Origin of the sequence: Schaalia naturae (assembly GCF_042665795.1) — a bacterium.
GTDB classification, from domain to species: Bacteria; Actinomycetota; Actinomycetes; order Actinomycetales; family Actinomycetaceae; genus Pauljensenia; species Pauljensenia naturae.
This window is the reverse complement of sequence record NZ_JBHTEF010000001.1, coordinates 2,878,958-2,902,234: the sequence shown is the minus strand read 5'-3', so window position 1 is coordinate 2,902,234 and position 23,277 is coordinate 2,878,958. Positions and strand designations below refer to the sequence as shown.

Below are 23,277 nucleotides of genomic sequence, written 5' to 3'. Positions count from 1 at the left end.
GGGGGCGGACCATGAAGGCCGTCGATCGCAGGGCCGCGATCATCGCGGCGGGGCGTCGTCTCGCCCACGGGCAGGGCATCTCGGCGACCACCTATGGAGACGTCGCGGCCGCCGTGGGAGTGACCCGGGGACTCGTCTACCACTATTTCCCCACGCGCGACTCGCTCATCGACGCCGTCCTGGGGGAGGTCGTCGACGACATGGTCGCCCGCTTCGACCAGTGGGACGCCCACCGTAGCCGCGGACACGTCCACCACACGGCCGTCGAGTGGGTGGCCCTGCTGCGCGAACTGCTCTTCCCCGACCCGCCCCTGATCCCGGACATGGACCAGCCGGAGAACGCCCGGTTCCACGTGCGGCTCACCGACCGGGTCGTGGACCAGCTCGCCGACGAGTTCATCCGCACGACGCTGGCCAGCTACATGTCGGCCTACGGTCCGCCCGTCGCCCATCTGCGCGACGCCTGCCTGGTCCTGCTCCATGGCGTCGTCGACCGGATGCGCCTCCACCCCGAGATCCCCGACGTCGTGCTGGCAGGCATCGTCTACCAGTCGCTCCATCTCAAGGAGCTGACCTTGGACCAGCTCGCCCGCACCCCGCAGCTTCCCAACGGACATGGCATGCGCACGGACGCGTGAGCCCGCCGAGGGGAACCATCGAACACTACCACGGAGTCGAAGGAGAAGACGATGACGCATTCACCGGGTACGACGAGGGCCGGCGGGAGGCTCCGCACGGCGGCGCTGGCGCTGCTTGCCCCGACCGCCGCCGCGGGCGCCGTCTACGGCGGCATGAAAGCCGCCGTCGCACTGTACGCCGACCAGATCAAGGCGACTCCCGAGCAGCAGGCCATGACGCTGCCGGGCGACGACCTGGTGCCCGAGCCGGGGGCGGCCCGCATGACCCAGGTCGCCGATCTCGATGCGCCGGTGGAGGAGGTGTGGAAGCACATCTACCAGCTGCACCCGGCCAAGGCCGGCTTCTACAGCTTCACGTTCTTCGAGAAGCTGTTCGGGATGTCGGTGGACAACATGTACAACATCCAGCCGGAGTACCAGGAGCCCGACGCCTACGCGCCCGGGGACCTCTTCGCCTGGAGCTACGCCGGGTGGGGCTGCGAGGTCGCCGACATGGTGCCCGGCAAGTACCTGGTGTGGTACGGCGACAGCCGCGACCCCACGTGGACTCCGGGCGGCAGCTTCATCCTGACCCCGCTCATGGACTTCACCAAGTGGAACTACACCTATGCTCTGGAACCTCTGGACGGCGGGAGGCGCACGCGGCTGTACTGCCGGTGGAACATCCTGGTCGGTCCCAACACGAACCCGGTCGTCCATGCGCTGATGGGCCTCGTCATCGACTCCGGCGGACAGATCATGAACCGCCGCCTGTCGAAGAAGATCGAGTCCTCCGCCCGCCACGAGGAGCCCAAGCCTCCGGCGATGCGCCTCTACGCGCGGCTCATGGGCCGCGCGTACGCGACGGATCCTCGGTTGCAGAAGAAATACCCCTACCCTCAGACCCGCTACTCGCGCGACTTCCCGCGCGTGGCCACGCTGCGCGCGCCGTTCACCGACGACCCCGCCTGGCCGCCGCGCCCCGGGGAGGACTACCGGCCCGACATCGCGGCGAACAACGCGAGCAAGGGTTGGACCCCGGACACGCCGAAGCAGAACGACCGCCTGGCGCGCGAGCGCCAGAAGGACGTGCTGCGCGAGTACGGCCTCCAGTGAGGCCGCGGGGGCGGACGGGCCTCCTCGCCGCCCCCGCCTCACACGATCTGAACACGGATGAAGGAGTTGTCCCATGCACACGAAAGATGAACGGATCTGTATCATCGGCGGCGGACCGGCCGGGCTGGCCGCCGCCTACTTCTCCAGAAGAAGGGTTACCACGACTACACGGTCCTGGAGGCGAACGACCGGGTCGGCGGCAAGACGTACTCGCCGAAGCTACGCGGCAAGAGCATCGAGATGGGCGCCATCATGGGCGTGCCCAACTACGACACCGTCAAGGAGCTCGGCGCGGCCGCCGGCGTCCCGGAGGGAGGGCCCGAGTCGCTGGCGCACACCGACTTCCGCCGCCCAGACGGCAAGCTGTACCGGCCCTTCACCGGCCTCAACCTGTGGAAGGGCGCGCGCCTGATGTACCAGCTGAACAAGCTGGATCGCATCCTCAAGAGCAGGTACCCGGGCTACGACGCGAACGGCCACTACGGCACCTTCTACCCCGACCTGGCGCTGCCGCTCAGCAAGTTCTTCGAGAAGAACGGCGTGGCCGCGCTCACCGACCTGTACGCCCAGCCGTTCACCTCCTTCGGGTACGGCTACTTCGAGGTCGTCCCCGCCGCCTACGTCCTCAAGTACCTCGACATCCCCACAGCCAAGGCCTTCGTCACCAACGACCTGTGGACATGGGAGGACGGGACGCAGTCGATCTTCGAGGGCCTCAACAAGGTCCTTGAGCACCCGGCCGTCCTCAACTCGCCCGTGACCGCGGTCGTCCGCGATCAGGACGGTGTCCACGTCACCACCCCGGCGGGCACGCAGACCTACGACCAGCTCATCGTCACCACGCCGTTGGAGCAGTTCGCCGCGCTCGCCGACGCCGACCAAGACGAGCGGACGGAGTTCGCGAAGATCCTCCACAACGACTACGTCACGCACGCGATCATGGTGCGCAACCTCCCCAAGCAGTCCTCCTTCATCCCCGACAACATGACGGGGGACCGCCTCGGGCACCCGATGGTGTTCTACGTGCGCTACATGGGCGAACCCGATCAGCCGATCGTCACCTACGCGCTGCGCAACTACCCGGGCAAGCCGCCGCTGAGCGTGGAGGAGACCCGGGAGACAGTCCTCGCGGACCTCAAGAGCTGGGGACTCTGGGTCGAGGAGGTCCTCGACGAGCAATCCTGGTACTACTTCCCCCACGTCAGCTCCGAGGACTACGCCGCAGGCTGGTACGCGAAGGTGGAGGGCATGCAGGGGCGTCGCCGCACCTACTACGCGGGCGAGGTGATGAGCTTCGGCGACATGGACGAGACGACGAACTACTCGCGCGGGATCGTGGACCGCTTCTTCGGCTGAGGCCCATCGACGAGGGCGGCCCCGCCCGGTCCGTCACGGCCGCGGCGTCCCGGGGCCGTCCGGGACGCGCGCGATGAGGACGGTCGCCTGCGCGGCCAGCCCCTCGCCGCGCCCGGTGAACCCCAGGCCGTCCGTCGTCGTCGCCGACACGTTCACCGCCGCGCCGACGATCCCGCTCATCCGGGCCGAGGCCTCTTCCAGGCGTTGGGCCATCCGCGGCCGGTTCCCGATCACCTGCACCGTCGCATTGACCGGCACCCAACCGGCACACATCAGACGGGCAACAACCTCGCCAAGGAACACCTCACCAGACGCCCCCGCCCACTCAGGCCGATCCGTCCCGAAGTTCGTCCCCATATCGCCCAACCCCGCCGCCCCCAACAGCGCATCACACAACGCATGCGCGGCGACGTCGCCATCCGAATGCCCGACCAACGCCGGCTCACCCGGCCACTCCAGGCAGGCCAGCATCATCGGGGGCGACGAGGGCGTCTCCTGCTCGGATGAGCCGTCTCCCCTCGGGGAAGACACGAAGGCGTGGACGTCAAGGGCCTGACCGACGCGGAAAGGGATGGCCATGGCGCCAGGCTACCCGGCGCCGAGCGCATGGTTCACGCCCGCTCAGGCGCCCGGCACGAGGTTCGGTGCCGGAAACGGCCTTGAGAAGCCTCCGGATCGCATCGAGCCTCGTCCTCGGCGCAGCCCGACGCTCTCCACGACCCTGGCCAAGGGACCGGATCAACCCTCGCGGTAGATATCCAGATGCGCCCGCTCCGTCCTGATGGGAGCCAGCAGTGCCAGCCCGGCGGCCAGGATCACGATGATCCCGAGGATCCCCCAGGCAGTGGGATCGCCGCCCTCCGGGCCGAACGCCCGGCCGATGCGGATGAACACACCGTAGAGCAGGGGCGACAGGAAGGACACGGCCCGGCCGGTGGTCGCGTACAGGCCGAAGACCTCCCCCTCGCGGCCCTCCGGGATGACGCGTCCCAGGAAGGACCGGGAGGCCGACTGGGCGGGACCGACGAACACGCACAGGATCAGGCCGAGGATCCAGAACACCACTGGCCCCCGCCCGCTCAGGGCGAAGACCCCCAGCCCCGAGGCGACCATGCACACCAGAGAGATCATGATGACCCGTTTCGGCCCCACCCTGTCGTCGAGCGCGCCGAAGGCGATGGTGGCGAGCCCCGCCACGACGTTCGCGGCGATCGCGAAGACGATGACCTCCGAGGACGAGAACCCGAACACCGAGGCGGCGATGATCGCCCCGAAAGTGAACACCCCGGCCAGCCCGTCGCGGTAGATCGCGGAGGCGATGAGGAAGGACAGGGTGTGCGGCGCCTCGCGGAACAACGAGACGACCGTGCCCCAGAGCTTCCGGTAGGAGTCGATGAGGGACTCGCGCCCGGTGTCGTGGCCGGGGTGGGCGGGCCGGGGCGGGTTGAGGATCACCGGCAGCGCGGACACGCCGAACCACAGGGCCGCCACCAGCATCGATACCCGGACGTTGAGGCCGTTCTGCGCGGTCACGCCGAACCAGCCGACCTCCGGGTTGATGAACCCGACGAACAGGATGAGCAGCAGGACGATGCCGCCGACGTATCCCAGCCCCCATCCCAGTCCGGAGATCCTCCCCATCGTCCGCTTCGTCGAGATGTGGTTGAGCATCGCGTTGTAGTTGACGGAGGCGAACTCGAAGAAGACGTTGCCGAGGCCCAGCAGCCCGATCCCCAGCCAGAGCGCGCCCTCCTGGCCCAGCGGGCTGTCGGGGGCGACGAAGAACATGAGCCCCAGGCAGACGACGACCGCCGCCGTGAACCATCCCAGCCACACCCCGCCCTTGCCGCGACGGTCCGCGCGCTGTCCGGTGACGGGGGCCAGGAGGGCGATGAGGACGCCGGCGACGGTCAGGCCGGTGGACAGGTGCTCGGTGGCGGTGGCTTTGTCGGTGAACATGCCGTCGCTGGTGAGATACACCGAGAACACGAATGTCGTGGCGACCGCGTTGAAGGCGGCCGACCCCCAGTCCCAGAACGCCCAGCCGAGGATCCGCGGGGTGAGGATTCGGGGTTTCGGATCGTCGGCGGACGCCGCGGAGGCGGCCGGGGCGGTCGGAACGGGGTGAGTCATCGTGAGTCGCTTCCTGTGCGCGGCGCGGGCCGGGAATCCAGATCCCGGGCCCGTCGTGCGCAAACTACCACGTGGAGGTGACCGTCTGGGTTCACTTCCCCCCGAGGCCCGACCCCTCGTCGTCGGCGCTCGCCAGCAGCCCGGCCAACAGCAGGTCGGAGCGTGTCGTCACCTTGAGCGCCATCAGGTCCCCCGGCACCATGACGACGGTGAGCCCGAGGGCCTCCACCAGCGAGGCGTCGTCCGTGGCCGCCGTCGACTCCGATCCGCCGCGGCCCCGGGCGGCGCGGTGGGCGCGCCTCAGCACGCCCCACCGGAAACCCTGGGGGGTCTGGACGGCCCGCAGCCGGGTGCGGTCGGGGGTGCCGACGACCGGCAGCGGTCCTTCCACGGGCCCCTCCCCGACCTGTTTGAGCGTGTCGGTGACGGGCAGACCCGGCACAACGGCCCCGGCCCCGGAGCGGACCACCGCGACGACGTGGCGGACGAGGTCGGGCGGCGTCAGGCATCGGGCGGCGTCGTGGACGAGGACGGGCGTCGCGTCGTCCAGCGCCGCCCCGGCGCGCGCCGCCAGATCCGGCAGCGCATCCAGCCCGCGGGCGACGGAGGCCTGCCGCGAGAATGCGGAACCCGCCGTCACTTCGACGGGGATGGCCGCGCCCGCCTCGTCCCGGATCCCCTCGACGGCCACGCGGAAGGCCGCCAGGGACTCCTCGGGCGCGGTCACGACGACTCCCGCGATCCCGGCGAGGGCCAGCAGCCGGACGGCGCGGCGGACCATCGGCTCGCCGGCGACGGGGACCAGCGCCTTGGGACCCTCGCATCCCAGCCTGGTCCCGGAGCCGGCGGCGGTCACCACCGCCAGGGCGGGCTCGGGCACGCTCATGGGCGCCCGGATCAGCGGGAGGCGACGGCCTCCGGATCGGCGGCCTCCTCGCCATCGGCCAGGATCGAGTCCAGGCGCTCGGCGGCGCGGACCTTGTCGATGTGGCGGGCGAGCGCCAGCTCGGAGGTGAGGATCTGCCGGGCCTTGGTGAGCATGCGCTTCTCACCGGTGGAGAGCTTCTTGTGCTCGTCCCGGCGGGTGAGGTCGCGCACCACCTCGGACACCTTGACGATGTCGCCGGTCGCGATCTTCTCCTGGTTCGCCTTGAAGCGGCGCGACCAGTTGGTGGGCTCCTCGACATAGGGGGCGCGCAGCACGGAGATGACCTCCTCGAGGCCCTCCTCGTTGACGACGTCACGGACGCCGACCAGGTCGACGTTCTCCGCGGGGACCTGGATGGTGAGATCGCCCTGCGTGACACGGAGCGTGAGGTAGGTCTTCTCCTCCCCGCGGATCTTCCGAGTGGAGATCTCCTCGATCGTGGCGGCCCCGTGATGGGGATAGACGACCGTCTGTCCAACGGTGAACGACATGAAATTGTTCTCCCTGTGACTCGACGCGATGCACCGATTCTACCAGCTGGCGCGTCGAGTGGCCGTTCGCCCTCGGCGAGGGGTAGGGTCTGCCGCCTGTGCGCGGACCGCGCCGTTCGCGCGAGGGCGGCGCCGGCGCACGCGCCGGCCCTGCCGTCGGCGTCCCCGTCCGAGGAGGGAACGCCTCCCGGGGTTCGCCCGTCAGACGGACGGCGGTTCGGAGACGAGCTTGTAGCCCAGGCCCCTCACGGTCAGCAGGCGCACCGGATGGGCGGGATCGGGCTCGATCTTCGCACGCACCCGTTTCACGTGGACGTCCAGGGTCTTCGTGTCTCCGACATAGTCCGCTCCCCACACGCGGTCCATCAGCTGGCCGCGCGTGAGCACGCGGTCCGCGTTGCGCGCCAGGTACTCCAGCAGCTCGAACTCCCGCAGGGGCATCGCGACCGGCTGCCCGTCGACGAGGACCTCGTGGCGCTCGACGCGCACCTCGACGGATCCGACCACGAGGGCCTCGTCGTCGCCCTCCTCCGCCGCGACGGGAAGGCGGCGGCGCAGGACCGCGCGCACGCGGGCCAGGAGCTCACGGTAGCTGTACGGCTTGCTCACATAGTCGTCGGCCCCCAGTTCCAGGCCCACGACGCGGTCCACCACATCATCCTTGGCGGTCACCATGATGATGGGGACTTCCGAGGACTGGCGCAGGCGCCGGCACACCTCGGTGCCGGACATCCCCGGGAGCATGAGATCCAGCAGCACCAGGTCGTAGCGTCCCGCCAGCGCCAGCTCAAGGCCGCGCTCGCCGTCGGCCGCCTCCCCCACCTCGAAGCCGTCTCGACGCAGGTTGAACGCCAGCGGCTCCCGGTAGGAGTCCTCGTCCTCGATCACCAGGATCGCCGTCATGTCCGGTTACCCTCCTCGGTCCGTTCCCCGTCGGCCCGCGCCGCGCTCCACGCGGCGTCGCCCTCGCCCGCCTGCGGCAGGACCAGTGTGAATGTCGACCCCCGCCCGGGACGCGACCACACGGTGACCGTGCCGCCGTGGTCCGAGGCGACGTGCTTGACGATCGACAGCCCCAGACCCGTTCCGCCGGTGTTGCGCGAGCGGGCGGGATCCACCCGGTAGAAGCGCTCGAAGATGCGGTCCTGGTCGGCGGGCGGGATGCCGATGCCCGAGTCGACGACGGAGATGTTCACCAGGTCGTCCTCCACGGAGATCCCGATGCTCACCCGCGTGCCCCGGTCCGAGTAGCGCACGGCGTTGTCCAGGAGGTTCCGCACGGCCGTCACCAGCATGTCGCGGTTCCCCCACACCTGCGCCCCGGTGGGCGTGCGCGGCCCGGCGAGCTCGATGCCGGAGGACTGGGCGACCGTCTCCTGGCGGGCCAGGGCCACGGCGACGACCTCGTCGATGTCCACCAGCACGGGGGTGCTCAGCGCCTCGGGGTCCTGGAAGCGCGAGAGATCGATGAGGTCCTGGATGAGCACCGACAGGCGCTCGGCCTCGCGACGCAGCTTCGGCGCGAAATGGGCGATCATCTCGGGATCGTCGGGGTTGTCCGCGATCGTCTCGGCCAGCAGCTGGATGGCGCCCACCGGGGTCTTGAGCTCATGGGAGACGTTGGCCGTGAAGTCGCGGCGCGTCTGCTCGCTACGGCGCCTCACCGTGAGGTCCTCCGCGGTGACCAGCACCCGGCCTCCAGGCAGGGCCGCCGCCCGCACGTCGAAGTCCCGCACCGCCGCTCCCCTCACCGGGGACCGGGGCACCTGGAGCTCCTGCTCGATCGGCATCCCGCCGTCCCGCACGCGGCGGACGAGGTCGACCAGGGCCTCGTGCGCCAGCTCGTCGCCCCGCGTCAGGCCCTTCGCGTAGGCGGTGGCGCCCGCCCGGGCGATCGTGTCGTCGGCGTCGACGACGATCGCGATCTCCGGTATCGCGGTGAGCACGGCCAGGACCTCGGCCGGCAGGCGGTCCGCGTCCGCCTCGGCGGGGGCCTGCACGGTGCCCTCGCGGTCGATCTGGCGCTCGGAGACGCGGAACGCCCCCACTCCGACCGCCCCGACCAGCAGTCCGAGGGCGGCCACGACAATCAGCGTGAGCACGTCGGGCACGCCCACAGACTACTGGGGCCGCGCCCCGGGAACGCCGCCGCCGCGCGATCGGGGGAGTCTGGGAGCCGAACGGCCACTCCCCGTTCATCCGTCGTTCACCGCCCGTGCGCGCGGCGGCCGCGCCCGAATGGTTTTATCGTCTGGTGGCCCGTCCGGGCCGAGGAAGGTGCGCCCTCGATGCGTGAACTGTACCGCCAGGATCTGGCCCAGCTCGGGATTGAGCTGGAGCATATGAGCCATCATGTCCATCGCGCGATCTCGCGCGCCGTGGAGGCGCTGCGCGAGGGCGACCTCACGATCGCCGAGCAGACGATCGACGCCGACGAGCGGCTGGACGATGCCGCGCGCTCCATCGACGAGATGTGCGTCGGGCTGCTGGCCCTCCAAGGGCCCGTCGCCTCCGACCTCCGCCTCATCCTCGCCGCGCTGAGGCTCTCGCAGACGATGGAGCGCCAGGGCGACCTCGCCCGGCACCTCGCCCTCATCGCGCGTTCGACCTACCCGGCCCAGTCCATCGCTCCCGACGCGGGCCCTCTGCTCACCCGCATGGGCGAGCAGGCCGTCCTGATGGGCAGGCTCCAGGACGAGCTGGTGTCCACCCAGGATCTGGAGATCGCCGCCCGGCTGCAGGACGAGGACGACGTCCTCGACGACCTCCAGGTCCAGGTGCGCAAGCTCGTCGTCGACCCGGATCTGGACCTCACCCGGTCCCAGATCATCGACCTGGTCCTGGCGGCCCGGTTCCTCGAGCGCTTCGGCGACCACGCCGTGTCCGTCGCCCGCCGTGTCGCCTACATCGTCGAGGGCGCCGACGCCCCCGACGAGGAGGGCATCCACCCGCGCCTGTGATCGGCCGGCGCCTGTGACGGGCGCGCCCGGATGGGCGGATGGGTGCGGCCCGGACCTCGAGGTCCGGGCCGCACCCATCCGTCATGTCACGCGGCGGGTCCGCCGCGGCGTCACCTGCCCTGGTTGGCGACGGCGTCGATCTTCGCCTGGGCGTCGGGGTCCAGGTACGTGCCACCCCTCTTGACCGGCGCGAGGGTCCGCTCGTCGAGCTCGTAGACCAGGGGAATGCCCGTCGGGATGTTCAGGCCCGCGATGTCATCGTCCGAGATGCCGTCGAGATGCTTGACGATCGCGCGCAGCGAATTGCCGTGTGCGGCGACCATCACCGTCCTGCCCGTCCTGATCGCCGGGACGATCGTGCCGTCCCAGTAGGGCAGCGCGCGCCCGAGGACGTCCTTGAGGCACTCGGTGCGCGGGATCGGCTCACCGGCGTAGCGGACGTCGGCGTCCTGGGAGAACTCCGATCCCAGCTCGATGGCGGGCGGTGGCACGTCGTAGGAACGGCGCCACTGCATGAACTGGTCCTCGCCGTACTGGTCGCGGATCTCCTTCTTGTTCTTGCCCTGCAGGGCGCCGTAGTGACGCTCGTTGAGCCGCCAGCTGCGCTCCACGGGGATCCAGTGGCGGTCGGCGGCGTCCAGGGCGAGGTTCGCCGTCATGATGGCCCGACGCAGGAGCGAGGTGAACAGCAGGTCGGGCAGCACGCCCGCCTCCTTGAGCAGCTCGCCGCCATGGACCGCCTCCGCGCGCCCCTTCTCGGACAGCGGGACGTCGACCCAGCCTGTGAACAGGTTCTTCGCATTCCATTCGCTCTCGCCGTGGCGGAGCAGCACCAATGTGTAGGTCATGCCGACATTCTCCCATTCCCGGAGCGGGCCTGTCACGGGACCCTCCGCCCCGGCGGCCGGGCGCCTCCCCGTCCGGCGCCGGAAGGCCGCCACCGCTCGGGGAGGCGGCTCAGCGGGATCCCGTCACTTGACCGCCTCGTGGTACTGCTCGGTGACCGAGGCGGGGATGCGCCCGCGATCGGAGACCTCGATGCCGTTCTCATGCGCCCACGCGCGGATCAGAGCCGACTCGGAGTTGCGTGCGCCGCCCGCCGGGCGCGGGGAGCGTGCCACGCGGCCGCCGCGGCCGACCTGTCGGGCATGGGACTGCCACTTCTCCAGGTCCTCGAGCATCTCCTTGGCGTGGGCCTCGGAGAGATCGATCTCATAGGAGGTCTTGTTGAACGAGAATGAGATGGTGCGGTCAGCCTGGGACCCATCAATGTCATCGATGAGCACAGTCTTGGTCTGTTTCATGGTCCAATCGCCTTTCGAGCATCACGGACTGGGTGGGCGGATTCAGAATAGCGAATCCGCGTCGATTCTGCGCAATCTACGCCGACGCTCTCCCACTCGAATTCGAATGACGCCGCCACTCCGCCATTGACGAGGCCGCCCCTGCCGAATCCCACCGGAATCGCCCAGGTCAGCGGCCCCGGATTCATCGAATGAGAGCGGCCTCACGCGCCAGAAGCTTCTTCTTGACGTTGATTCCCCAGGCGAATCCCGCTAGAGCGTCATCTGCCGCGACCACCCGGTGACACGGGACGAATAGGCCGGCAGGATTGCGCCCGCAGGCCTGGGCGACTGCCCGGAAGGCGCGCGGGCGCCCCAATGCGGCAGCGACCTCCGAATAGGTCCTGACCTCTCCGGCCGGAATGGAGCGCAGGTATTCCCAGACCTTCTCCTGGAAATCCGTGCCCTTCGAACGCACGGAGACGGCGGCGATTCCGCTGGCGTCGCCCTCGTAGAAGGAGCGGACGGCGGGGGCGGAATGCGACTCCCCCGCAATGACGGATTCCGGCGGGATTCCGGCGCGCGCCGACACGGCGCGGATATCGGCGCTCCAACCGGAGGCCATGACGTCGCCGTCGGCGGATTCGACGATGGTGAAGGGGCCATCAGGGGTGTCGAGGGTCTGGGAGCGCATCGCGGCGGTCCCGGCCGTTCCGGTGCTCATGGTCGTCGCGGTCCTTCCTGTCCGGGGCGCCCGACCGGGCGCATGCCCCGAGCATGGCACGCGCCGGCCCGGGGCGCACCGGGATCCGGTCCGGACGAGGCCGCCCGCTCCTCCGGGAGAACGCCGGGGCCCCGGAGCGATCACCTTGACAGGATGTTGAAAAGTGAAATACTTGTGCCCATGCAGATAGGAATCTTCTCGGTCTCCGACCTCACCACGGACCCGACCACCGGCCGCACCCCCGACGACGCCGAGCGCATCGCCGGCATCCTCACGATCGCCCGCCACGCCGAGGAAGTCGGCCTGGACGTCTTCGCGATCGGCGAGCACCACAACCCGCCCTTCTTCTCCTCCTCCCCCACCACGACGCTCGCGCGGATCGCCGCGCAGACCACGACCCTGCAGCTCAGCACCTCCACGACGCTGATCACGACGAACGACCCCGTCAAGATCGCCGAGGACTACGCGATGCTCCAGTACATGTCGGACGGCCGCGTCGACCTCATGATGGGCCGCGGGAACACGGGCCCCGTCTACCCGTGGTTCGGCAAGGACATCCGCGAGGGCATCCCCCTGGCCATCGAGAACTACGACCTGCTGCGCCAGCTGTGGGACCAGGAGGTCGTGAACTGGGCCGGCCAGCACCGCACTCCGCTGCGCGGCTTCACCTCGGTTCCCCGCCCGCTCGACGGCATCCCGCCCTTCGTGTGGCACGGCTCGATCCGCTCCCCCGAGATCGCCGAGCAGGCGGCCTACTACGGGGACGGCTTCTTCCACAACAACATCTTCTGGCCGGCCGGGCACACGAAGCGCATGGTCGCCCTGTACCGCCAGCGCTACGAGCACCACGGCCACGGTCCCGCCGAGAAGGCGATCGTCGGCCTGGGCGGACAGGTCTTCATGCGGCCCAGCTCCCAGGACGCCAAGCGGGAGTTCCGCCCCTACTTCGACAATGCCCCCGTCTACGGCCACGGCCCCTCGATGGAGGACTTCACCCGCGAGACGCCGCTGACCGTCGGCTCCCCGCAGGAGGTCGTCGACCGCACCCTCGGCTTCCGCGAGGTCGTCGGCGACTACCAGCGCCAGCTCTTCCTCATGGACCACGCCGGCCTGCCACTCAAGACGGTCCTCGAGCAGCTCGACATGCTCGGGGAGATCGCGCCCGTGCTGCGCCGGGAGTTCGACGCCATGCGCGCGCCCGGCGTGCCCTCCGACCCGCCCACCCACGCGTCGCTGCTGGCCGCCCGCGACGGGGCCGGGACCGTTCCTCAGATCACCGCCGAACTCGCCCGCTCCGCTCGAATCCAGCAGGAGGTCCGCGCCGAGCGGGCCGGGACGATCCCCGCGGCGCCCTCCCCCATCACCGCCGGCGAGCGCGGCCCGGCGGAGGAGGCGGCCCCCCGCCCGGCGGCCGGGACCGCGGACGATCCGCACGCCGCCTTCGCCGACGCCGCAGAGGAGGCCTTCGGGTCCGGCGACGGCTTCGGCGTCCGCGTGGCGTCGGCGACCCAGGACTCGGTGACCGGCGCGTCGTTCTACCCCCAGCAGGACAGCGACAAGGCCGCCGTCGAGCACGCCGACGCGCTGCTGGGGGGCGCCGCCCCGGCCGGCGGGCCGAGGGCCCGGCGCTGATCCGGCCCCGCCCGGGGCACCCATCCGACCACCATCCGACCGACCGTCGAGGAGCACGCGCCATGACCACCATCGCCGTCATCAATGCGGGGATGTCCGAGGAATCGACCACCGCCCGCCTGGGGCACACGATCGAGGGCGCCCTGCGCGACCTCGCGGCCGGCCACGCGGTGGCCGACCTGCAGGTCACATGGGTCGACCTGCGTCCGCTCGCCCACCAGATCATCGACAACCTGCTCACGGGGTTCCCGGCCGGCGGCTTGCGCACCGCCATCGAGCGGGTGCGCGCCGCCGACGCGGTGGTGGCGTTGACGCCCACGTACCAGGCGTCGTTCTCCGGGCTGTTCAAGGCGTTCCTGGACATCCTCGAGGACGGCGCCCTGCGGGACACGCCCGTGCTCATCGGCGCCACCGGAGGCTCAGCCCGCCACTCGCTGGTCACCGAGACCGCGATGCGCCCGCTGTTCATCTATATGCACGCCGACCCCGTCCCGACCGCGGTCTTCGCCGCCACCGAGGACTGGGGGGCCCACGCCTCCGACTCCTCGGGCCGCGATGGGGGGCGGCTGGGGGCGCGCGTCCGCCGGGCGGCCGGCGAGCTGCTCGACCGGGTCGGCGGGCACACCGCCGCGCCGCGGGACGCAGCGCCCGCCCCCGCTTCCCCGGCCGACGCGCGGGAGGACTACCCCGACTTCGTCGATTTCGCGACGCTCCTGTCACGCGGAGGCGTGCGATGAGCTCACGGGGAGAAGCCTGGGAGACCTACTTCACCACCACGCGGCGCCTCTCGGACCGCATCGAGCGCGAGCTCAAGTCGGAACGGGGGATCAGCCTGCCGGAGTACAACGTGCTGCTCCAGCTGTCGCGGGCCGGTGGGACCGGAGCACGGCCCTCGGCGCTGTCGCGGGAGGTCGTCTTCAGCCCGTCGAGGCTCACCCACACGCTGCACCGGCTCCGGGACCGCGGCCTGGTCCAACGCTCCGCCTGCGACACCGACGCCCGCGGCGGCGTCGTGACGCTCACCGAGGCCGGAGCCGCGGAGTTCGAGGCGGCGGCGCAGGTGCACCGCGCCGCCGTGCGCCGCCTGGTCCTGGACTCGCTGGAACCAGGGGACACCGAGGCGCTGGGCCGGGTCTTCGGACGGATCGCCCAGCGGCTGGACGAGGAGGACGCCCGGCGGCGGTGACGGCGGCGGGACGGGCCGCTCGGCTCAGCCGTCGATCGCCTCGCCCTCGACGACGGCGCCGCCGGCGGAGCGCAGGACGTCGCGCCCGAAGGTGAAGGCCCGCGCGAGGGCGGCGACGCCCGTGACCAACGCCGCGGCGCCGGTGAAGATCACCAGCGCGACCGCCGACCAACCGGGGACCGCCACCACGATGACACCGGCCGCGATCGAGAGCAGGCCGAAGGCCACGGCCCATCCCGGCGAGGCGGAGCGGGCGGACTCGATGAGGGCCAGGATGCCCTCCGAGATCCACCCGACGCCGACGATGAACGCGACGACGATGGCGAGCGTGCCGGCGGCCACGGCCGAGTTGCGCACCATGAACACGCCGCCCATGAGGAACAGCACGGAGAACAACACGTCGAGGATGCGCCAGCCGGCGCTGATGTCGGGGGCGGCGATCGCGACGGCCAGCCGGACGACGGCGGAGACGATGAAGTAGACGCCCAGCAGGACGGCCGCGACCTTCAGGGACTTTCCCGGCCACACCAGCAGGGCGAGGCCGATGACGGCGGCCGCGATCCCCGCGATGCCGAACATCCACCGGATGCGGACGATGGCGGCGCGCGTGAGTTCGCGGGCCTCCAGGCGCAGCGCGTCTGAGGGGCTCAGCGGGCGGGCGACGGACGGCGGGGTGGTGTCCTCAGTCATCAGATGCTCCTTAGGGGTGATGTCGACGGGGAGTCCGGCACGGGCGCCGCGCGGGACTTTGTGCAAGCGCCCCCGTCAACCGTAGCGTGGGTGCATGCGATCAGCCGGGACGACGACCATGGGACGTGGCGCGGGGAGCCGCCTGGTCGCCGCCGTGGTGCTGGGCGGTGTCGCGGCCGGCCTGACGGGATGGTTCTTCCAGCGCCTGCTGCACGTCCTCCAGCGGCTCGCCTTCGGGATCGGCCCGGGGACGGGCGGCGGCCCTGTCCGCGCCGGCTGGCTCGACGTCCATTCCGGCCCCTCCCTCCTCACGATGGTCGAGGCCGCGGACCCCTGGCGGCGCGTCGCGGTGCTCGCCGTGGCCGGGGTCGTCGGCGGGTTCTCCTGGTTCCTCTACTTCCGCCGGGGTCACGCGGGCCTCGACGTCGCGGCGACGGCCGAGGGCCGACCCGCTCCTCTGCCCGCCGCCTTCTGGCACACGACCACCCAGGTCGTCATCGTGGCGATGGGCGCCTCGATCGGCCGGGAGGCGGCTCCGCGCGAGCTCGCGGCCTCCCTGTCGGCCGGGTTGTCCGACCGACTGGGCCTGTCGCCGGAGGACCGGCGCACGATCGTCGCCTGCGGGGCCGGGGCCGGTCTGGCCGCCGTCTACTCGATCCCCCTGTCGGGAGCCGTGTTCGCCCTCGAAGTGGTCCTCACCCGGGTGACCCCCCGCACGGTGTGGCCGGCGCTGGTGATGTCCGGTCTGGCGGTGCTGGTCGCAGACGGGTGGACGTTCGGGAGCCCGTTCTACGACGTCCCCGAGATCGCGCCCACGGCGTCGCTGGCCGTGTGGGCCCTCCTCGCCGGTCCGCTCATCGGAGCGTTGGGCCACGGGTTCGGCGCGGCCGTGCGGCGCAGCGAGTCGTCCCGCCCCCGCGACGCCCGACTGCTGTGGACGATGCCCGTCGCGTTCACCGCGGTCGGCCTGGTCTCCGTCTGGGTCCCCGGGGTCCTGGGCAACGGGCAGTCCTCCGCCCAGATCACCTTCGATCTGCCCGACGGCGCCGCCGCCTCCGGCGCGACGCTGCTGGCGGTCGTGGTCCTGGCGAAGCTGGCGACGACGCTGGCGACGATCCGTTCGGGCGCGTGGGGCGGCACCCTGCAGCCGTCCGTCGCGCTGGGAGCCGGCATCGGCGCGCTCACGGGAATGGCATGGGGACTCCTGTGGTCGGCGATCGCCCCGGGATCGCCCGGCACCCAGCTGGCCGCCTTCGCCGTCATCGGGGCCGCCGCGTTCCTCGCCACCTCCTGGAGAGCGCCCTTGACCGCTCTCGCTCTGGTCATGGAGTTCACCCATCAGGGGCCGGGAATCCTGCTCCCCTGCCTGCTGGCGATCGGTGGAGCCACCGCGACCGCCCGATGGCTCGCGCTCCGCGAGGCCGCTCCCCCTCCGCGGTGAGGTCGGTGCCCCGACCCGCACGGGGCGGGCCGTCAGCAGCATCCCGTGGAGACGTTGTCCTCGTCGAAACGGGCGCGGGCCCGCCAGAACTCGCGCTCCGACATCGGCGGGTGCCCGGGGTGCTCACGTGCGTGCCGTTCGGCATAACGGTCGTAGGCGGACTCGCCCGTGAAGTCGCGCCACAGCGCGCGCGCCTGCGCCCACGACTCCCGCGCCCGCGCGAGCGCCCTCGCCGCTCCGACATCCTCAGAGGCCACGGCCGACGCCTCCGCCGCCGCTTCCCGGTCCCTCCGCGCCCGGCGCCGGATCCGCGGCGCGCCCCGACCTGCGGCGGCCGGGGATGAGGGCCGGATCACCGACGACGGCGTACTCGTCGATCAGCTTCTTGTCCAGGGCCGACGCGAACAGCGTCGCCGGGGCGAAGAAGTTCGAGTCCCGATGCGGGTCCTCCGAGGTGGTGGTGTCGCGCGTCCTCAGGGTCCGCAGGATCCGCACGAGCGCGCACACCATGACGAAGGCGACGGTCGCCAGGAACACGATGGACAGGGTCCCTTGGATGAACGTGTTCCGGACGATCGCGCTCTGGACCGTGATCTCCTCCGGATCCGTCAGCGTCCCCATCGTCTGCCGGGCGTCGCGCCATTGCTGCCAGTACCCGACCTTCGGGTCCGTGGAGAAGATCTTCTGCCACGACGCGGTGAAGGTGACGGCCGTGTCGAAGGCGAAGGGGATCAGCGGGATCCACACGTACCTCGTGTTCCCCTTGCGGATCACCACGACGACGCACACCAGCAGGGCGACGGCCGCGATCAGCTGGTTCGCGATCCCGAACAGGGGATAGAGCGTCTGGATGCCTCCGCGCGGATCGGTGACGCCCATGAGCAGCAGGGACCCCCAGGCCGCGACCACCAGGGCGGTGGAGAACCAGGCGCCTGGACGCCATGAGGGGTCGCGGAACCTCGGGGCGAACGCGCCGATCGCGTCGGAGACCTGGAACCGGGCGACGCGGGTCACCGCATCGACGGCGGAGAGGATGAACAGCGCCTCGAACATGATCGCGAAGTGGTACCAGAAACCCATCATCGTCCGGCCGCCGCCGATCTGGTGGAGGATGTGCGCGATGCCGACGGCCAGGGTCGGCGCCCCGCCCGTGCGCGAGGTCACGGACGGTTCGCCGACGTCCTCGGCCAGCTGGCGGAACGCCTCGGCCCCCTCATAGGTCTTCTCGTTGCCGTCCTGGTCCCATGAGTCCCACGCCGCCTTGATCGGGTTGCCGTGGGCGTCGGTGACCGACAGGTTCGCGACGGCCTGGGCCGTGATCTCGTTGCGATCGTCGGTCGTCTGGGTGACCGAGGTCCCGGCCAGCTGGTCCACCGAGGCGGTGGACGTGTTCATCCCGAAGTAGATGCCCTGGTTGAGAGAGGCCGCGGCCGCCAGCGCCATGATCGCGACGAAGGATTCCATGAGCATGCCCCCATACCCGATCATCCGGGTCTGGGACTCCTTCTGGATCATCTTCGGGGTGGTGCCCGAGCTGACCGTCGCGTGCATGCCGGACAGCGCCCCGCAGGCGATCGTGATGAACAGGAAGGGGAACAGGGTGCCGGCGAAGACGGGACCGTCGGTGTTGGAGGCGAACTCGGTGACCGCTGGCATCTCGACGATCGGACGGACCACGATGATGCCGATCGCCAACACCACGATCGTGCCCACCTTCATGAAGGTGGAGAGGTAATCGCGCGGGGTGAGCAGGACCCACACGGGCAGGACCGCGGCGAAGAAGCCGTAGACGATCATGACGACCACCAGCGTCGTGGGGCTGAGGTGCAGGAACTGTCCGAAGGAGGACTCGGCCACCCACCGCCCGGCGATGATGACGGCCAGCAGGGCGGCGAACCCGGCCAGGGACACCTGCGTGATCCGCCCGGGCTGGACGAAACGCAGCCACAGGCCCATGCAGATGGCAATCGGGATGGTGCAGCCCACGGAGAAGACGCCCCACGGCGACTCGGCCAGCGCGTTGACGCAGACCATCGCCAGGACGGCCAGGACGATCATCAGCATCACGAGGACGATGACGGTGGCGACGGCGCCACCGACCCTGCCGATCTCGTCGATGGCCATCTGGCCGAGCGAGCGGCCCCCGCGGCGCATCGAGAAGAACAGCACGAGCATGTCCTGCACGGCGCCCGCCAGGCACACTCCGATGATGATCCACAGCGTGCCGGGGAGGTAGCCCATCTGGGCGGCGAGCACCGGGCCCACCAGGGGCCCCGCGCCCGCGATGGCCGCGAAATGGTGCCCGTAGAGGACCACGCGGTGCGTCGGGTCGAAGTCCTTCCCATTGTTGATGCGCTCGGACGGAGTGGCGTTCGTGTCGTCGGGGCGCATGATCCGCTTCTGGATGTACAGCGCGTAGAAGCGATAGGCGATGAGGTAGGTGCACACGGCGGTGATGACGAACCAGATCGTGTTCACCTCCTCGCCGCGGACGACGGCCAGCATCGTCCACCCGAGGACGCCCAGCGCGGTGATGAGGACCCAGAGGACGACTTTCTTCGAGGTCCAGGTGTTGTCGGGTCTCACGCCGACGGGGACGCCCTGCTTGTTGCGGAGGATCCGTCTTTCTTCTTCGGGGGTGTAGGTCGGAATCTCTGGAACGGCGTTGTCCACCATGGCTGGCTCGCTTGTGCTCGAGGGATGGGGAGGAGCGCGTCGTCGACGACAGTTGTCGAGTCCGGGCCCATGCCCACTTTAGGCGAACCTTGCTTCCCCAGCGGGCGCTTGCCGCCGGCTCATCGCGATTCCCGCGCTCACGCCCGCGCTCCGCCTGTCTGCCGTCCCGCGGACAGGGGCCGCCCCCGTCCCCGGGTCCGGGGAGAACGAGGGCGGCCGTGGCCGGGACGGGAGCGCCGCCGGCGGATGGGCGGCTCAGTGGCCGATGGGCGCCGACAGCGAGTCCAGCGTGCCCAGCTCCCCGGCGGTGAGCTCCACGCTCAGGGAGGCGAGCAGCGAGGGGAGCTGCTCCACCGTGCGGGCCGAGGCGATCGGGGCGGTGACGGTGGGCTGGGCGGCCAGCCAGGCCAGGGCGACGGAGGCCGGCTCCACGCGGTGGGAGGCCGCGATGTCGCGCAGGGCGGCGACCACCAGGAACGCCTGGTCGTTCGCGTAGCCGCGAACGGTGTCGGCGCGGGCGCCGCCCAACCGGTCGATGTCCTCCGGGGAGTGGTACTTCCCGGTGAGCAGCCCGGCGGCCAATCCCCAGTAGGGCATGACGGACAGCCCCAGCTCCTGCGCGGTGGGACGCAGGTTGTCCTCGAAGTCGGCGCGGTGGACCAGGTTGTAGTGCGGCTCCAGGGCGGCGGGGCGGGGGACGCCCTGCTCGTCCGCGGCCTCGGCCCAGGCGCGGATCGAGGCGGCCGAGAAGTTCGACAGGCCCACGGCGCGGATCTTGCCGGCCTCCTGGAGCGCGGCGAAGGCGGCGACCGACTCGGCCACCGGCGTGTCCGGATCCTCCTGGTGGGCGTAGTAGAGGTCGATGCGGTCGGTGCCGAGCCGCTTGAGGGAGGCGTCGGCGGCCGCTGCCACATTGGCGGCCGACAGGCCCGGGAACTGCGGGTGCTGAGCCACCTTGGTGGCGATCGTGACCCCGTCGCGGCGCGCGGCGCCGCCGCGGGCGAGCCACCGCCCGATGATCGTCTCCGATTCCCCGCCCGCGTTGCCGGGCGCCCACGCCGAGTAGACGTCGGCCGTGTCGATGAAGTCGCCGCCGCCGGCGGCGAAGGCGTCGAGGACGGCGAGGGATTCCTCCTCGGAGGAGGTCCACCCGAAGGTGTTGGCGCCCAGCGACAGGGGCGCGACGGTCAGCTCGGATGTGCCGATTCGCGGCATGGTGTGCTCCTTGGTCATCGGGGTTCGTCCGCGCGGGGGCCGCGCGGGCGTCGTCTCAACGGTAGGACGCGGAGGAGGCGAGCGCTCGGTCGAGGTCCGCGATGAGGTCGCCGGGATCCTCCAGGCCGACGGACACGCGCAGCAGCCCCTCCGGCACGGCCCACCGGCCGCCGACGGTCTCCGCGTGGGTCATCACGGGCGGGTACTCGATGAGCGACTCGGTGGCCCCCAGGGACACCGCCAGGGAGAACACCCGGGTGGACTCCGCGACGTGGCGCGCGAGCCCGGCCGAGGCCAGCTCGAAGGAGACCACGCCCCCGAAGGCGCGCATCTGGCGGGCCGCCAGGTCGTGTCCGGGATCCGACTCCAGGCCCGGGTAGTGGACAGCGCGCACCTCCGGGTGGTCCACGAGGTGGCGGGCCAGGGCGAGCGCCGTCGCGGAGTGGCGCTCCATGCGCACGGCCAGCGTCTTGAGCCCGCGGTGGGCCAGGTAGGCGTCACGCGGGGACTCGACGGCCCCGACCGCGCTTTGGAGGAAGGACAGCTCGTCGGCGACCAGCCCGGAGTCCCTCCACGGCCCGGCCGCCAGCCCCACGGGCACGCGCAGCCCGTCGCGCACGATCACCGCGCCGCCCACCAGGTCGGAGTGCCCTCCGATGTACTTCGTCGTCGAGTGGACGACGACGTCCGCGCCGAACTCCAGGGGCCGCTGGAGGTACGGCGAGGCGAAGGTGTTGTCGGCCACGAGCAGCGCGCCCCCGGCGTGAGCGGCCTCGGCCAGGGCGCGCAGGTCGAAGACCTCCAGGCGCGGGTTCGAGGGCGTCTCCACCCACACGAGGCGCGAGCCGTGCTCCGCCACGTCGCGCGCGACGGCCTCCGGATCGGCGAGGTCCAACGGCGTCGCGGTGAGCCCCTCCTTCTCCCACACGGTCCTGAACAGCCGATAGGTGCCGCCGTAGACGTCCGAGCCGAAGGAGATGTGGTCCCCGGGACGGGTCAGCGCCCGCACCAGCGTGTCCTCGGCGTTGAGCCCCGACGGGAAGGCGAAGGCGGCCGCCCCGCCCTCGAGGCTGGCGAGGGCCCGCGTGAAGGCGTCGCGCGTGGGGTTGGGGCCGCGGCCGTATTCGTATCCGCCGCGCAGCCGGTCCACCGCGTCCTGGGCGTGGGTGGACGTCACATGGATCGGCGGGACGACGTCACCGGTGCGCGGGTCGGGCTCCTGTCCGACGTGGACGGCGCGTGTGGCGAATCCCAGGGGGCCGGGGACGGACGTGGGGGTGGTCATAGAGAGCCTTTCGTGTGGGTTCGGTTCTGTGGGACGGAACGGTCAGGCCGCGCCGCCCTCGTCGGCGATCGCCGAGGGCGCCGCGAGCGGCTCGAGGACCCGGCGGAGGAACTGGCGCGTGCGCACCTCGCGCGGACGGGTGAGGATCCGGTCGGGCGGCCCCTGTTCCAGGATGACGCCGCCGTCCAGGAAGGCGACCTGGTCGGCGACCTCCCGGGCGAAGGCGATCTCGTGGGTGACGACGACCATCGTCCATCCCTCGGCGGCCAGGTCCCGCATGACCTGGAGGACCTCTCCGACGGTCTCGGGGTCCAGGGCCGAGGTCGGCTCGTCGAACAGCAGGAGCTCCGGGTGGAGGGCCAGGGCGCGGGCGATGCCGACGCGCTGCTGCTGGCCGCCGGAGAGCTCCGCGGGCCTGCGGTCCCCGCAGTCGGCCAGGCCGACGCGGGCCAGGAGGTCGCGGGCCTCGCGCTCCGCATCGGCGCGGGGGCGATGCTGGGCGTGGACGGGTCCCTCGATGACGTTCTCCAGGGCGGTGCGGTGCGGGAACAGATGGTGGGCCTGGAACACCATCCCGGAGTGGGCGCGCAGCGCGGCGAGCTGCCGGCGGGCGGGGTGCGCCCCGTAGTCGACGGTGGTGTCGCCGATGCGGACGACGCCGGACTGCGGGGTCTCCAGGGCGTTGAGCGAGCGCAGGAACGTCGTCTTCCCGGACCCTGAGGGGCCGATGAGGACCGTGACGGCGCCTGGCTCCGCGGACAGGGAGATGCCGCGCAGCACGGGCGTGTCCCCGAAGGATGCCCGCAGGCCGGTGACTTCCAGCAGTGGCATGGTCGGTGCCTTCCTTGTCCCTTGTTCCCTCGTCAGACGGCGGCGCGGTCCAGTCGCCGCTCCAGACGCTGCTGGAGGGCGGAGAGGATCGTGCAGAGGATCCAGTAGTAGATGGCGGCCAGCGAGTACAGGGCCAGGAACTCGTAGGTCGGGGCGGCGATCTGCTGGGCCTGGCGCAGCAGCTCGACCACCATGATCGAGGATGCCAGCGAGGTGTCCTTGACCAGTGAGATGAACGTGTTGGACAGCGGGGGCACGGCCACACGCAGCGCCTGGGGCAGGATGACGCGGCGCAGGGTCGCGGCGTGGGTGAGCCCGACGGTCTGCGCGGCCTCCCACTGGCCGCGCGGCACCGACAGGATCGCCGCGCGGATCGCCTCGGCCGCGTACCCCGCGACGTTGAGCGAGAACGCGATGACCGCGGAGGGGAAGGGATCGATGACCAGGCCGAGGCTGGGCAGCGCGTAGAAGATGATGAACAGCTGGACCAGCAGGGGCGTCCCGCGGATGACGGAGATGAAGAACCGCGCGAGAGAGCGGGCGACCACGTTGCGGGACAGGCGCGCGAGCGCCACGATGAGGGCCAGCACGATGCCGATGGCGAAGGACGCGAGGGTCAGCGGGATCGTGCCCGTGATCGCGCCCTTGGCCAGGGGCCACAGCGAGTCCAGCAGCAGGCGGACGGTGGGATCGTCGACGGACATGGGCGGGTT

Annotated in this window: 24 protein-coding genes; 8 read left to right on the top strand and 16 right to left on the bottom strand. The window is 71.1% G+C overall.

Annotation, left to right across the window (positions count from 1 at the left end):
- Positions 1-11 precede the first annotated feature (11 nt).
- The 3 genes from ACFQWG_RS12735 (at position 12) to ACFQWG_RS12725 (ending at position 3,089) form a co-directional block, all read left to right on the top strand.
- The gene (locus ACFQWG_RS12735) at positions 12-638 is read left to right on the top strand and encodes a TetR/AcrR family transcriptional regulator (RefSeq protein WP_380975880.1); all 627 of its coding nucleotides are present in this window, start codon (positions 12-14) and stop codon (positions 636-638) included.
- A gap of 51 nt (positions 639-689) precedes the next feature.
- Positions 690-1,733, top strand: coding sequence for a hypothetical protein (locus ACFQWG_RS12730; protein WP_380975878.1), 1,044 nt, complete (start codon positions 690-692; stop codon positions 1,731-1,733).
- 96 nt (positions 1,734-1,829) lie between these two features.
- Positions 1,830-3,089 carry an FAD-dependent oxidoreductase gene (locus tag ACFQWG_RS12725; protein WP_380976341.1) on the top strand — a complete coding sequence of 420 codons (1,260 nt, stop codon included), beginning with the start codon at positions 1,830-1,832 and terminating at the stop codon, positions 3,087-3,089.
- Between the two features lie 33 nt (positions 3,090-3,122).
- Here ACFQWG_RS12725 and ispF read toward each other — a convergent pair whose 3' ends face one another.
- The 6 genes from ispF to ACFQWG_RS12695 form a co-directional block, all read right to left on the bottom strand.
- The gene (ispF, locus tag ACFQWG_RS12720) at positions 3,123-3,668 is read right to left on the bottom strand and encodes a 2-C-methyl-D-erythritol 2,4-cyclodiphosphate synthase (RefSeq protein WP_380975877.1); all 546 of its coding nucleotides are present in this window, start codon (positions 3,666-3,668) and stop codon (positions 3,123-3,125) included.
- Positions 3,669-3,827: 159 nt separating this feature from the next.
- Positions 3,828-5,222, bottom strand: coding sequence for an MFS transporter (locus ACFQWG_RS12715; RefSeq protein WP_380975875.1), 1,395 nt, complete (start codon positions 5,220-5,222; stop codon positions 3,828-3,830).
- A gap of 91 nt (positions 5,223-5,313) precedes the next feature.
- Positions 5,314-6,108, bottom strand: coding sequence for an IspD/TarI family cytidylyltransferase (locus ACFQWG_RS12710; protein WP_380975873.1), 795 nt, complete (start codon positions 6,106-6,108; stop codon positions 5,314-5,316).
- Positions 6,109-6,119: 11 nt separating this feature from the next.
- Complete coding sequence (locus tag ACFQWG_RS12705; protein WP_380975871.1) at positions 6,120-6,641, bottom strand: CarD family transcriptional regulator; 522 nt, start codon at positions 6,639-6,641, stop codon at positions 6,120-6,122.
- A gap of 201 nt (positions 6,642-6,842) precedes the next feature.
- Entirely contained in the window at positions 6,843-7,544 is a 702-nt protein-coding gene (locus ACFQWG_RS12700) for a response regulator (RefSeq protein WP_380975869.1), read from the bottom strand.
- On the bottom strand, positions 7,541-8,752 hold the full coding sequence (locus ACFQWG_RS12695) for a sensor histidine kinase (protein WP_380975867.1): 1,212 nt from the start codon (positions 8,750-8,752) through the stop codon (positions 7,541-7,543). The genes ACFQWG_RS12700 and ACFQWG_RS12695 overlap by 4 nt, the downstream gene beginning before the upstream one ends.
- 177 nt (positions 8,753-8,929) lie before the next feature.
- Here ACFQWG_RS12695 and phoU point away from each other — a divergent pair, with 177 nt between their 5' ends.
- Positions 8,930-9,601, top strand: coding sequence for a phosphate signaling complex protein PhoU (gene phoU, locus ACFQWG_RS12690; protein WP_380975865.1), 672 nt, complete (start codon positions 8,930-8,932; stop codon positions 9,599-9,601).
- Positions 9,602-9,711: 110 nt separating this feature from the next.
- Here the strand turns inward: phoU and ACFQWG_RS12685 are convergent, their stop codons facing one another.
- From ACFQWG_RS12685 to ACFQWG_RS12675, 3 genes are all read right to left on the bottom strand, one after another.
- Positions 9,712-10,449 carry a phosphoglyceromutase gene (locus ACFQWG_RS12685; RefSeq protein ID WP_380975863.1) on the bottom strand — a complete coding sequence of 246 codons (738 nt, stop codon included), beginning with the start codon at positions 10,447-10,449 and terminating at the stop codon, positions 9,712-9,714.
- A gap of 123 nt (positions 10,450-10,572) precedes the next feature.
- Positions 10,573-10,905: a histone-like nucleoid-structuring protein Lsr2 gene (locus ACFQWG_RS12680; protein ID WP_380975861.1), complete on the bottom strand. Its 333-nt coding sequence runs from the start codon at positions 10,903-10,905 to the stop codon at positions 10,573-10,575.
- A 184-nt stretch (positions 10,906-11,089) separates the two neighbouring features.
- The gene (locus ACFQWG_RS12675) at positions 11,090-11,608 is read right to left on the bottom strand and encodes a methylated-DNA--[protein]-cysteine S-methyltransferase (RefSeq protein ID WP_380975859.1); all 519 of its coding nucleotides are present in this window, start codon (positions 11,606-11,608) and stop codon (positions 11,090-11,092) included.
- A 180-nt stretch (positions 11,609-11,788) separates the two neighbouring features.
- On the opposite strand from ACFQWG_RS12675, the gene ACFQWG_RS12670 reads away from it, so the two are divergent.
- The 3 genes from ACFQWG_RS12670 (at position 11,789) to ACFQWG_RS12660 (ending at position 14,426) form a co-directional block, all read left to right on the top strand.
- Positions 11,789-13,240 carry an LLM class flavin-dependent oxidoreductase gene (locus ACFQWG_RS12670; RefSeq protein ID WP_380975858.1) on the top strand — a complete coding sequence of 484 codons (1,452 nt, stop codon included), beginning with the start codon at positions 11,789-11,791 and terminating at the stop codon, positions 13,238-13,240.
- Between the two features lie 62 nt (positions 13,241-13,302).
- Positions 13,303-13,977 carry a CE1759 family FMN reductase gene (locus ACFQWG_RS12665; protein WP_380975856.1) on the top strand — a complete coding sequence of 225 codons (675 nt, stop codon included), beginning with the start codon at positions 13,303-13,305 and terminating at the stop codon, positions 13,975-13,977.
- Complete coding sequence (locus ACFQWG_RS12660; RefSeq protein WP_380975854.1) at positions 13,974-14,426, top strand: MarR family winged helix-turn-helix transcriptional regulator; 453 nt, start codon at positions 13,974-13,976, stop codon at positions 14,424-14,426. The genes ACFQWG_RS12665 and ACFQWG_RS12660 overlap by 4 nt, the downstream gene beginning before the upstream one ends.
- A 24-nt stretch (positions 14,427-14,450) precedes the next feature.
- Here ACFQWG_RS12660 and ACFQWG_RS12655 read toward each other — a convergent pair whose 3' ends face one another.
- Positions 14,451-15,116, bottom strand: coding sequence for an HdeD family acid-resistance protein (locus tag ACFQWG_RS12655; RefSeq protein WP_380975852.1), 666 nt, complete (start codon positions 15,114-15,116; stop codon positions 14,451-14,453).
- 94 nt (positions 15,117-15,210) lie between these two features.
- Between ACFQWG_RS12655 and ACFQWG_RS12650 the strand changes: the two genes are divergently transcribed.
- Positions 15,211-16,557: a chloride channel protein gene (locus ACFQWG_RS12650; protein WP_380975850.1), complete on the top strand. Its 1,347-nt coding sequence runs from the start codon at positions 15,211-15,213 to the stop codon at positions 16,555-16,557.
- 32 nt (positions 16,558-16,589) lie between these two features.
- On the opposite strand, the gene ACFQWG_RS12645 is transcribed toward ACFQWG_RS12650, so the two are convergent.
- From ACFQWG_RS12645 to ACFQWG_RS12620, 6 genes are all read right to left on the bottom strand, one after another.
- Complete coding sequence (locus tag ACFQWG_RS12645) at positions 16,590-16,814, bottom strand: YbdD/YjiX family protein (RefSeq protein WP_380975848.1); 225 nt, start codon at positions 16,812-16,814, stop codon at positions 16,590-16,592.
- The gene (locus tag ACFQWG_RS12640) at positions 16,804-19,233 is read right to left on the bottom strand and encodes a carbon starvation CstA family protein (RefSeq protein ID WP_380975846.1); all 2,430 of its coding nucleotides are present in this window, start codon (positions 19,231-19,233) and stop codon (positions 16,804-16,806) included. The genes ACFQWG_RS12645 and ACFQWG_RS12640 overlap by 11 nt, the downstream gene beginning before the upstream one ends.
- A 255-nt stretch (positions 19,234-19,488) precedes the next feature.
- Positions 19,489-20,448, bottom strand: a complete 960-nt coding sequence (locus tag ACFQWG_RS12635; protein ID WP_380975844.1) for an aldo/keto reductase — start codon at positions 20,446-20,448, stop codon at positions 19,489-19,491.
- A gap of 55 nt (positions 20,449-20,503) precedes the next feature.
- Entirely contained in the window at positions 20,504-21,733 is a 1,230-nt protein-coding gene (locus ACFQWG_RS12630) for a cystathionine gamma-synthase (protein ID WP_380975843.1), read from the bottom strand.
- Between the two features lie 42 nt (positions 21,734-21,775).
- Positions 21,776-22,564 (bottom strand): amino acid ABC transporter ATP-binding protein, encoded by a 789-nt coding sequence (locus ACFQWG_RS12625; protein WP_380975841.1) that lies wholly within the window; start codon positions 22,562-22,564, stop codon positions 21,776-21,778.
- Positions 22,565-22,596: 32 nt separating this feature from the next.
- Positions 22,597-23,268 carry an amino acid ABC transporter permease gene (locus tag ACFQWG_RS12620; RefSeq protein WP_380975839.1) on the bottom strand — a complete coding sequence of 224 codons (672 nt, stop codon included), beginning with the start codon at positions 23,266-23,268 and terminating at the stop codon, positions 22,597-22,599.
- Between the last annotated feature and the right edge of the window lie 9 nt (positions 23,269-23,277).

Coding starts and splice junctions, on each gene's coding strand:
- phoU (WP_380975865.1), top strand. CDS start 8,930: ATGCGTGAACTGTACCGCCAGGATCTGGCCCAGCTCGGGATTGAGCTG.
- ACFQWG_RS12670 (WP_380975858.1), top strand. CDS start 11,789: ATGCAGATAGGAATCTTCTCGGTCTCCGACCTCACCACGGACCCGACC.
- ACFQWG_RS12685 (WP_380975863.1), bottom strand. CDS start 10,449: ATGACCTACACATTGGTGCTGCTCCGCCACGGCGAGAGCGAATGGAAT.
- ACFQWG_RS12665 (WP_380975856.1), top strand. CDS start 13,303: ATGACCACCATCGCCGTCATCAATGCGGGGATGTCCGAGGAATCGACC.
- ACFQWG_RS12640 (WP_380975846.1), bottom strand. CDS start 19,233: ATGGTGGACAACGCCGTTCCAGAGATTCCGACCTACACCCCCGAAGAA.
- ACFQWG_RS12705 (WP_380975871.1), bottom strand. CDS start 6,641: ATGTCGTTCACCGTTGGACAGACGGTCGTCTATCCCCATCACGGGGCC.
- ACFQWG_RS12735 (WP_380975880.1), top strand. CDS start 12: ATGAAGGCCGTCGATCGCAGGGCCGCGATCATCGCGGCGGGGCGTCGT.
- ACFQWG_RS12680 (WP_380975861.1), bottom strand. CDS start 10,905: ATGAAACAGACCAAGACTGTGCTCATCGATGACATTGATGGGTCCCAG.
- ACFQWG_RS12655 (WP_380975852.1), bottom strand. CDS start 15,116: ATGACTGAGGACACCACCCCGCCGTCCGTCGCCCGCCCGCTGAGCCCC.
- ACFQWG_RS12660 (WP_380975854.1), top strand. CDS start 13,974: ATGAGCTCACGGGGAGAAGCCTGGGAGACCTACTTCACCACCACGCGG.
- ispF (WP_380975877.1), bottom strand. CDS start 3,668: ATGGCCATCCCTTTCCGCGTCGGTCAGGCCCTTGACGTCCACGCCTTC.
- ACFQWG_RS12625 (WP_380975841.1), bottom strand. CDS start 22,564: ATGCCACTGCTGGAAGTCACCGGCCTGCGGGCATCCTTCGGGGACACG.
- ACFQWG_RS12650 (WP_380975850.1), top strand. CDS start 15,211: ATGCGATCAGCCGGGACGACGACCATGGGACGTGGCGCGGGGAGCCGC.
- ACFQWG_RS12730 (WP_380975878.1), top strand. CDS start 690: ATGACGCATTCACCGGGTACGACGAGGGCCGGCGGGAGGCTCCGCACG.
- ACFQWG_RS12715 (WP_380975875.1), bottom strand. CDS start 5,222: ATGACTCACCCCGTTCCGACCGCCCCGGCCGCCTCCGCGGCGTCCGCC.
- ACFQWG_RS12620 (WP_380975839.1), bottom strand. CDS start 23,268: ATGTCCGTCGACGATCCCACCGTCCGCCTGCTGCTGGACTCGCTGTGG.
- ACFQWG_RS12700 (WP_380975869.1), bottom strand. CDS start 7,544: ATGACGGCGATCCTGGTGATCGAGGACGAGGACTCCTACCGGGAGCCG.
- ACFQWG_RS12635 (WP_380975844.1), bottom strand. CDS start 20,448: ATGCCGCGAATCGGCACATCCGAGCTGACCGTCGCGCCCCTGTCGCTG.
- ACFQWG_RS12710 (WP_380975873.1), bottom strand. CDS start 6,108: ATGAGCGTGCCCGAGCCCGCCCTGGCGGTGGTGACCGCCGCCGGCTCC.
- ACFQWG_RS12675 (WP_380975859.1), bottom strand. CDS start 11,608: ATGAGCACCGGAACGGCCGGGACCGCCGCGATGCGCTCCCAGACCCTC.
- ACFQWG_RS12630 (WP_380975843.1), bottom strand. CDS start 21,733: ATGACCACCCCCACGTCCGTCCCCGGCCCCCTGGGATTCGCCACACGC.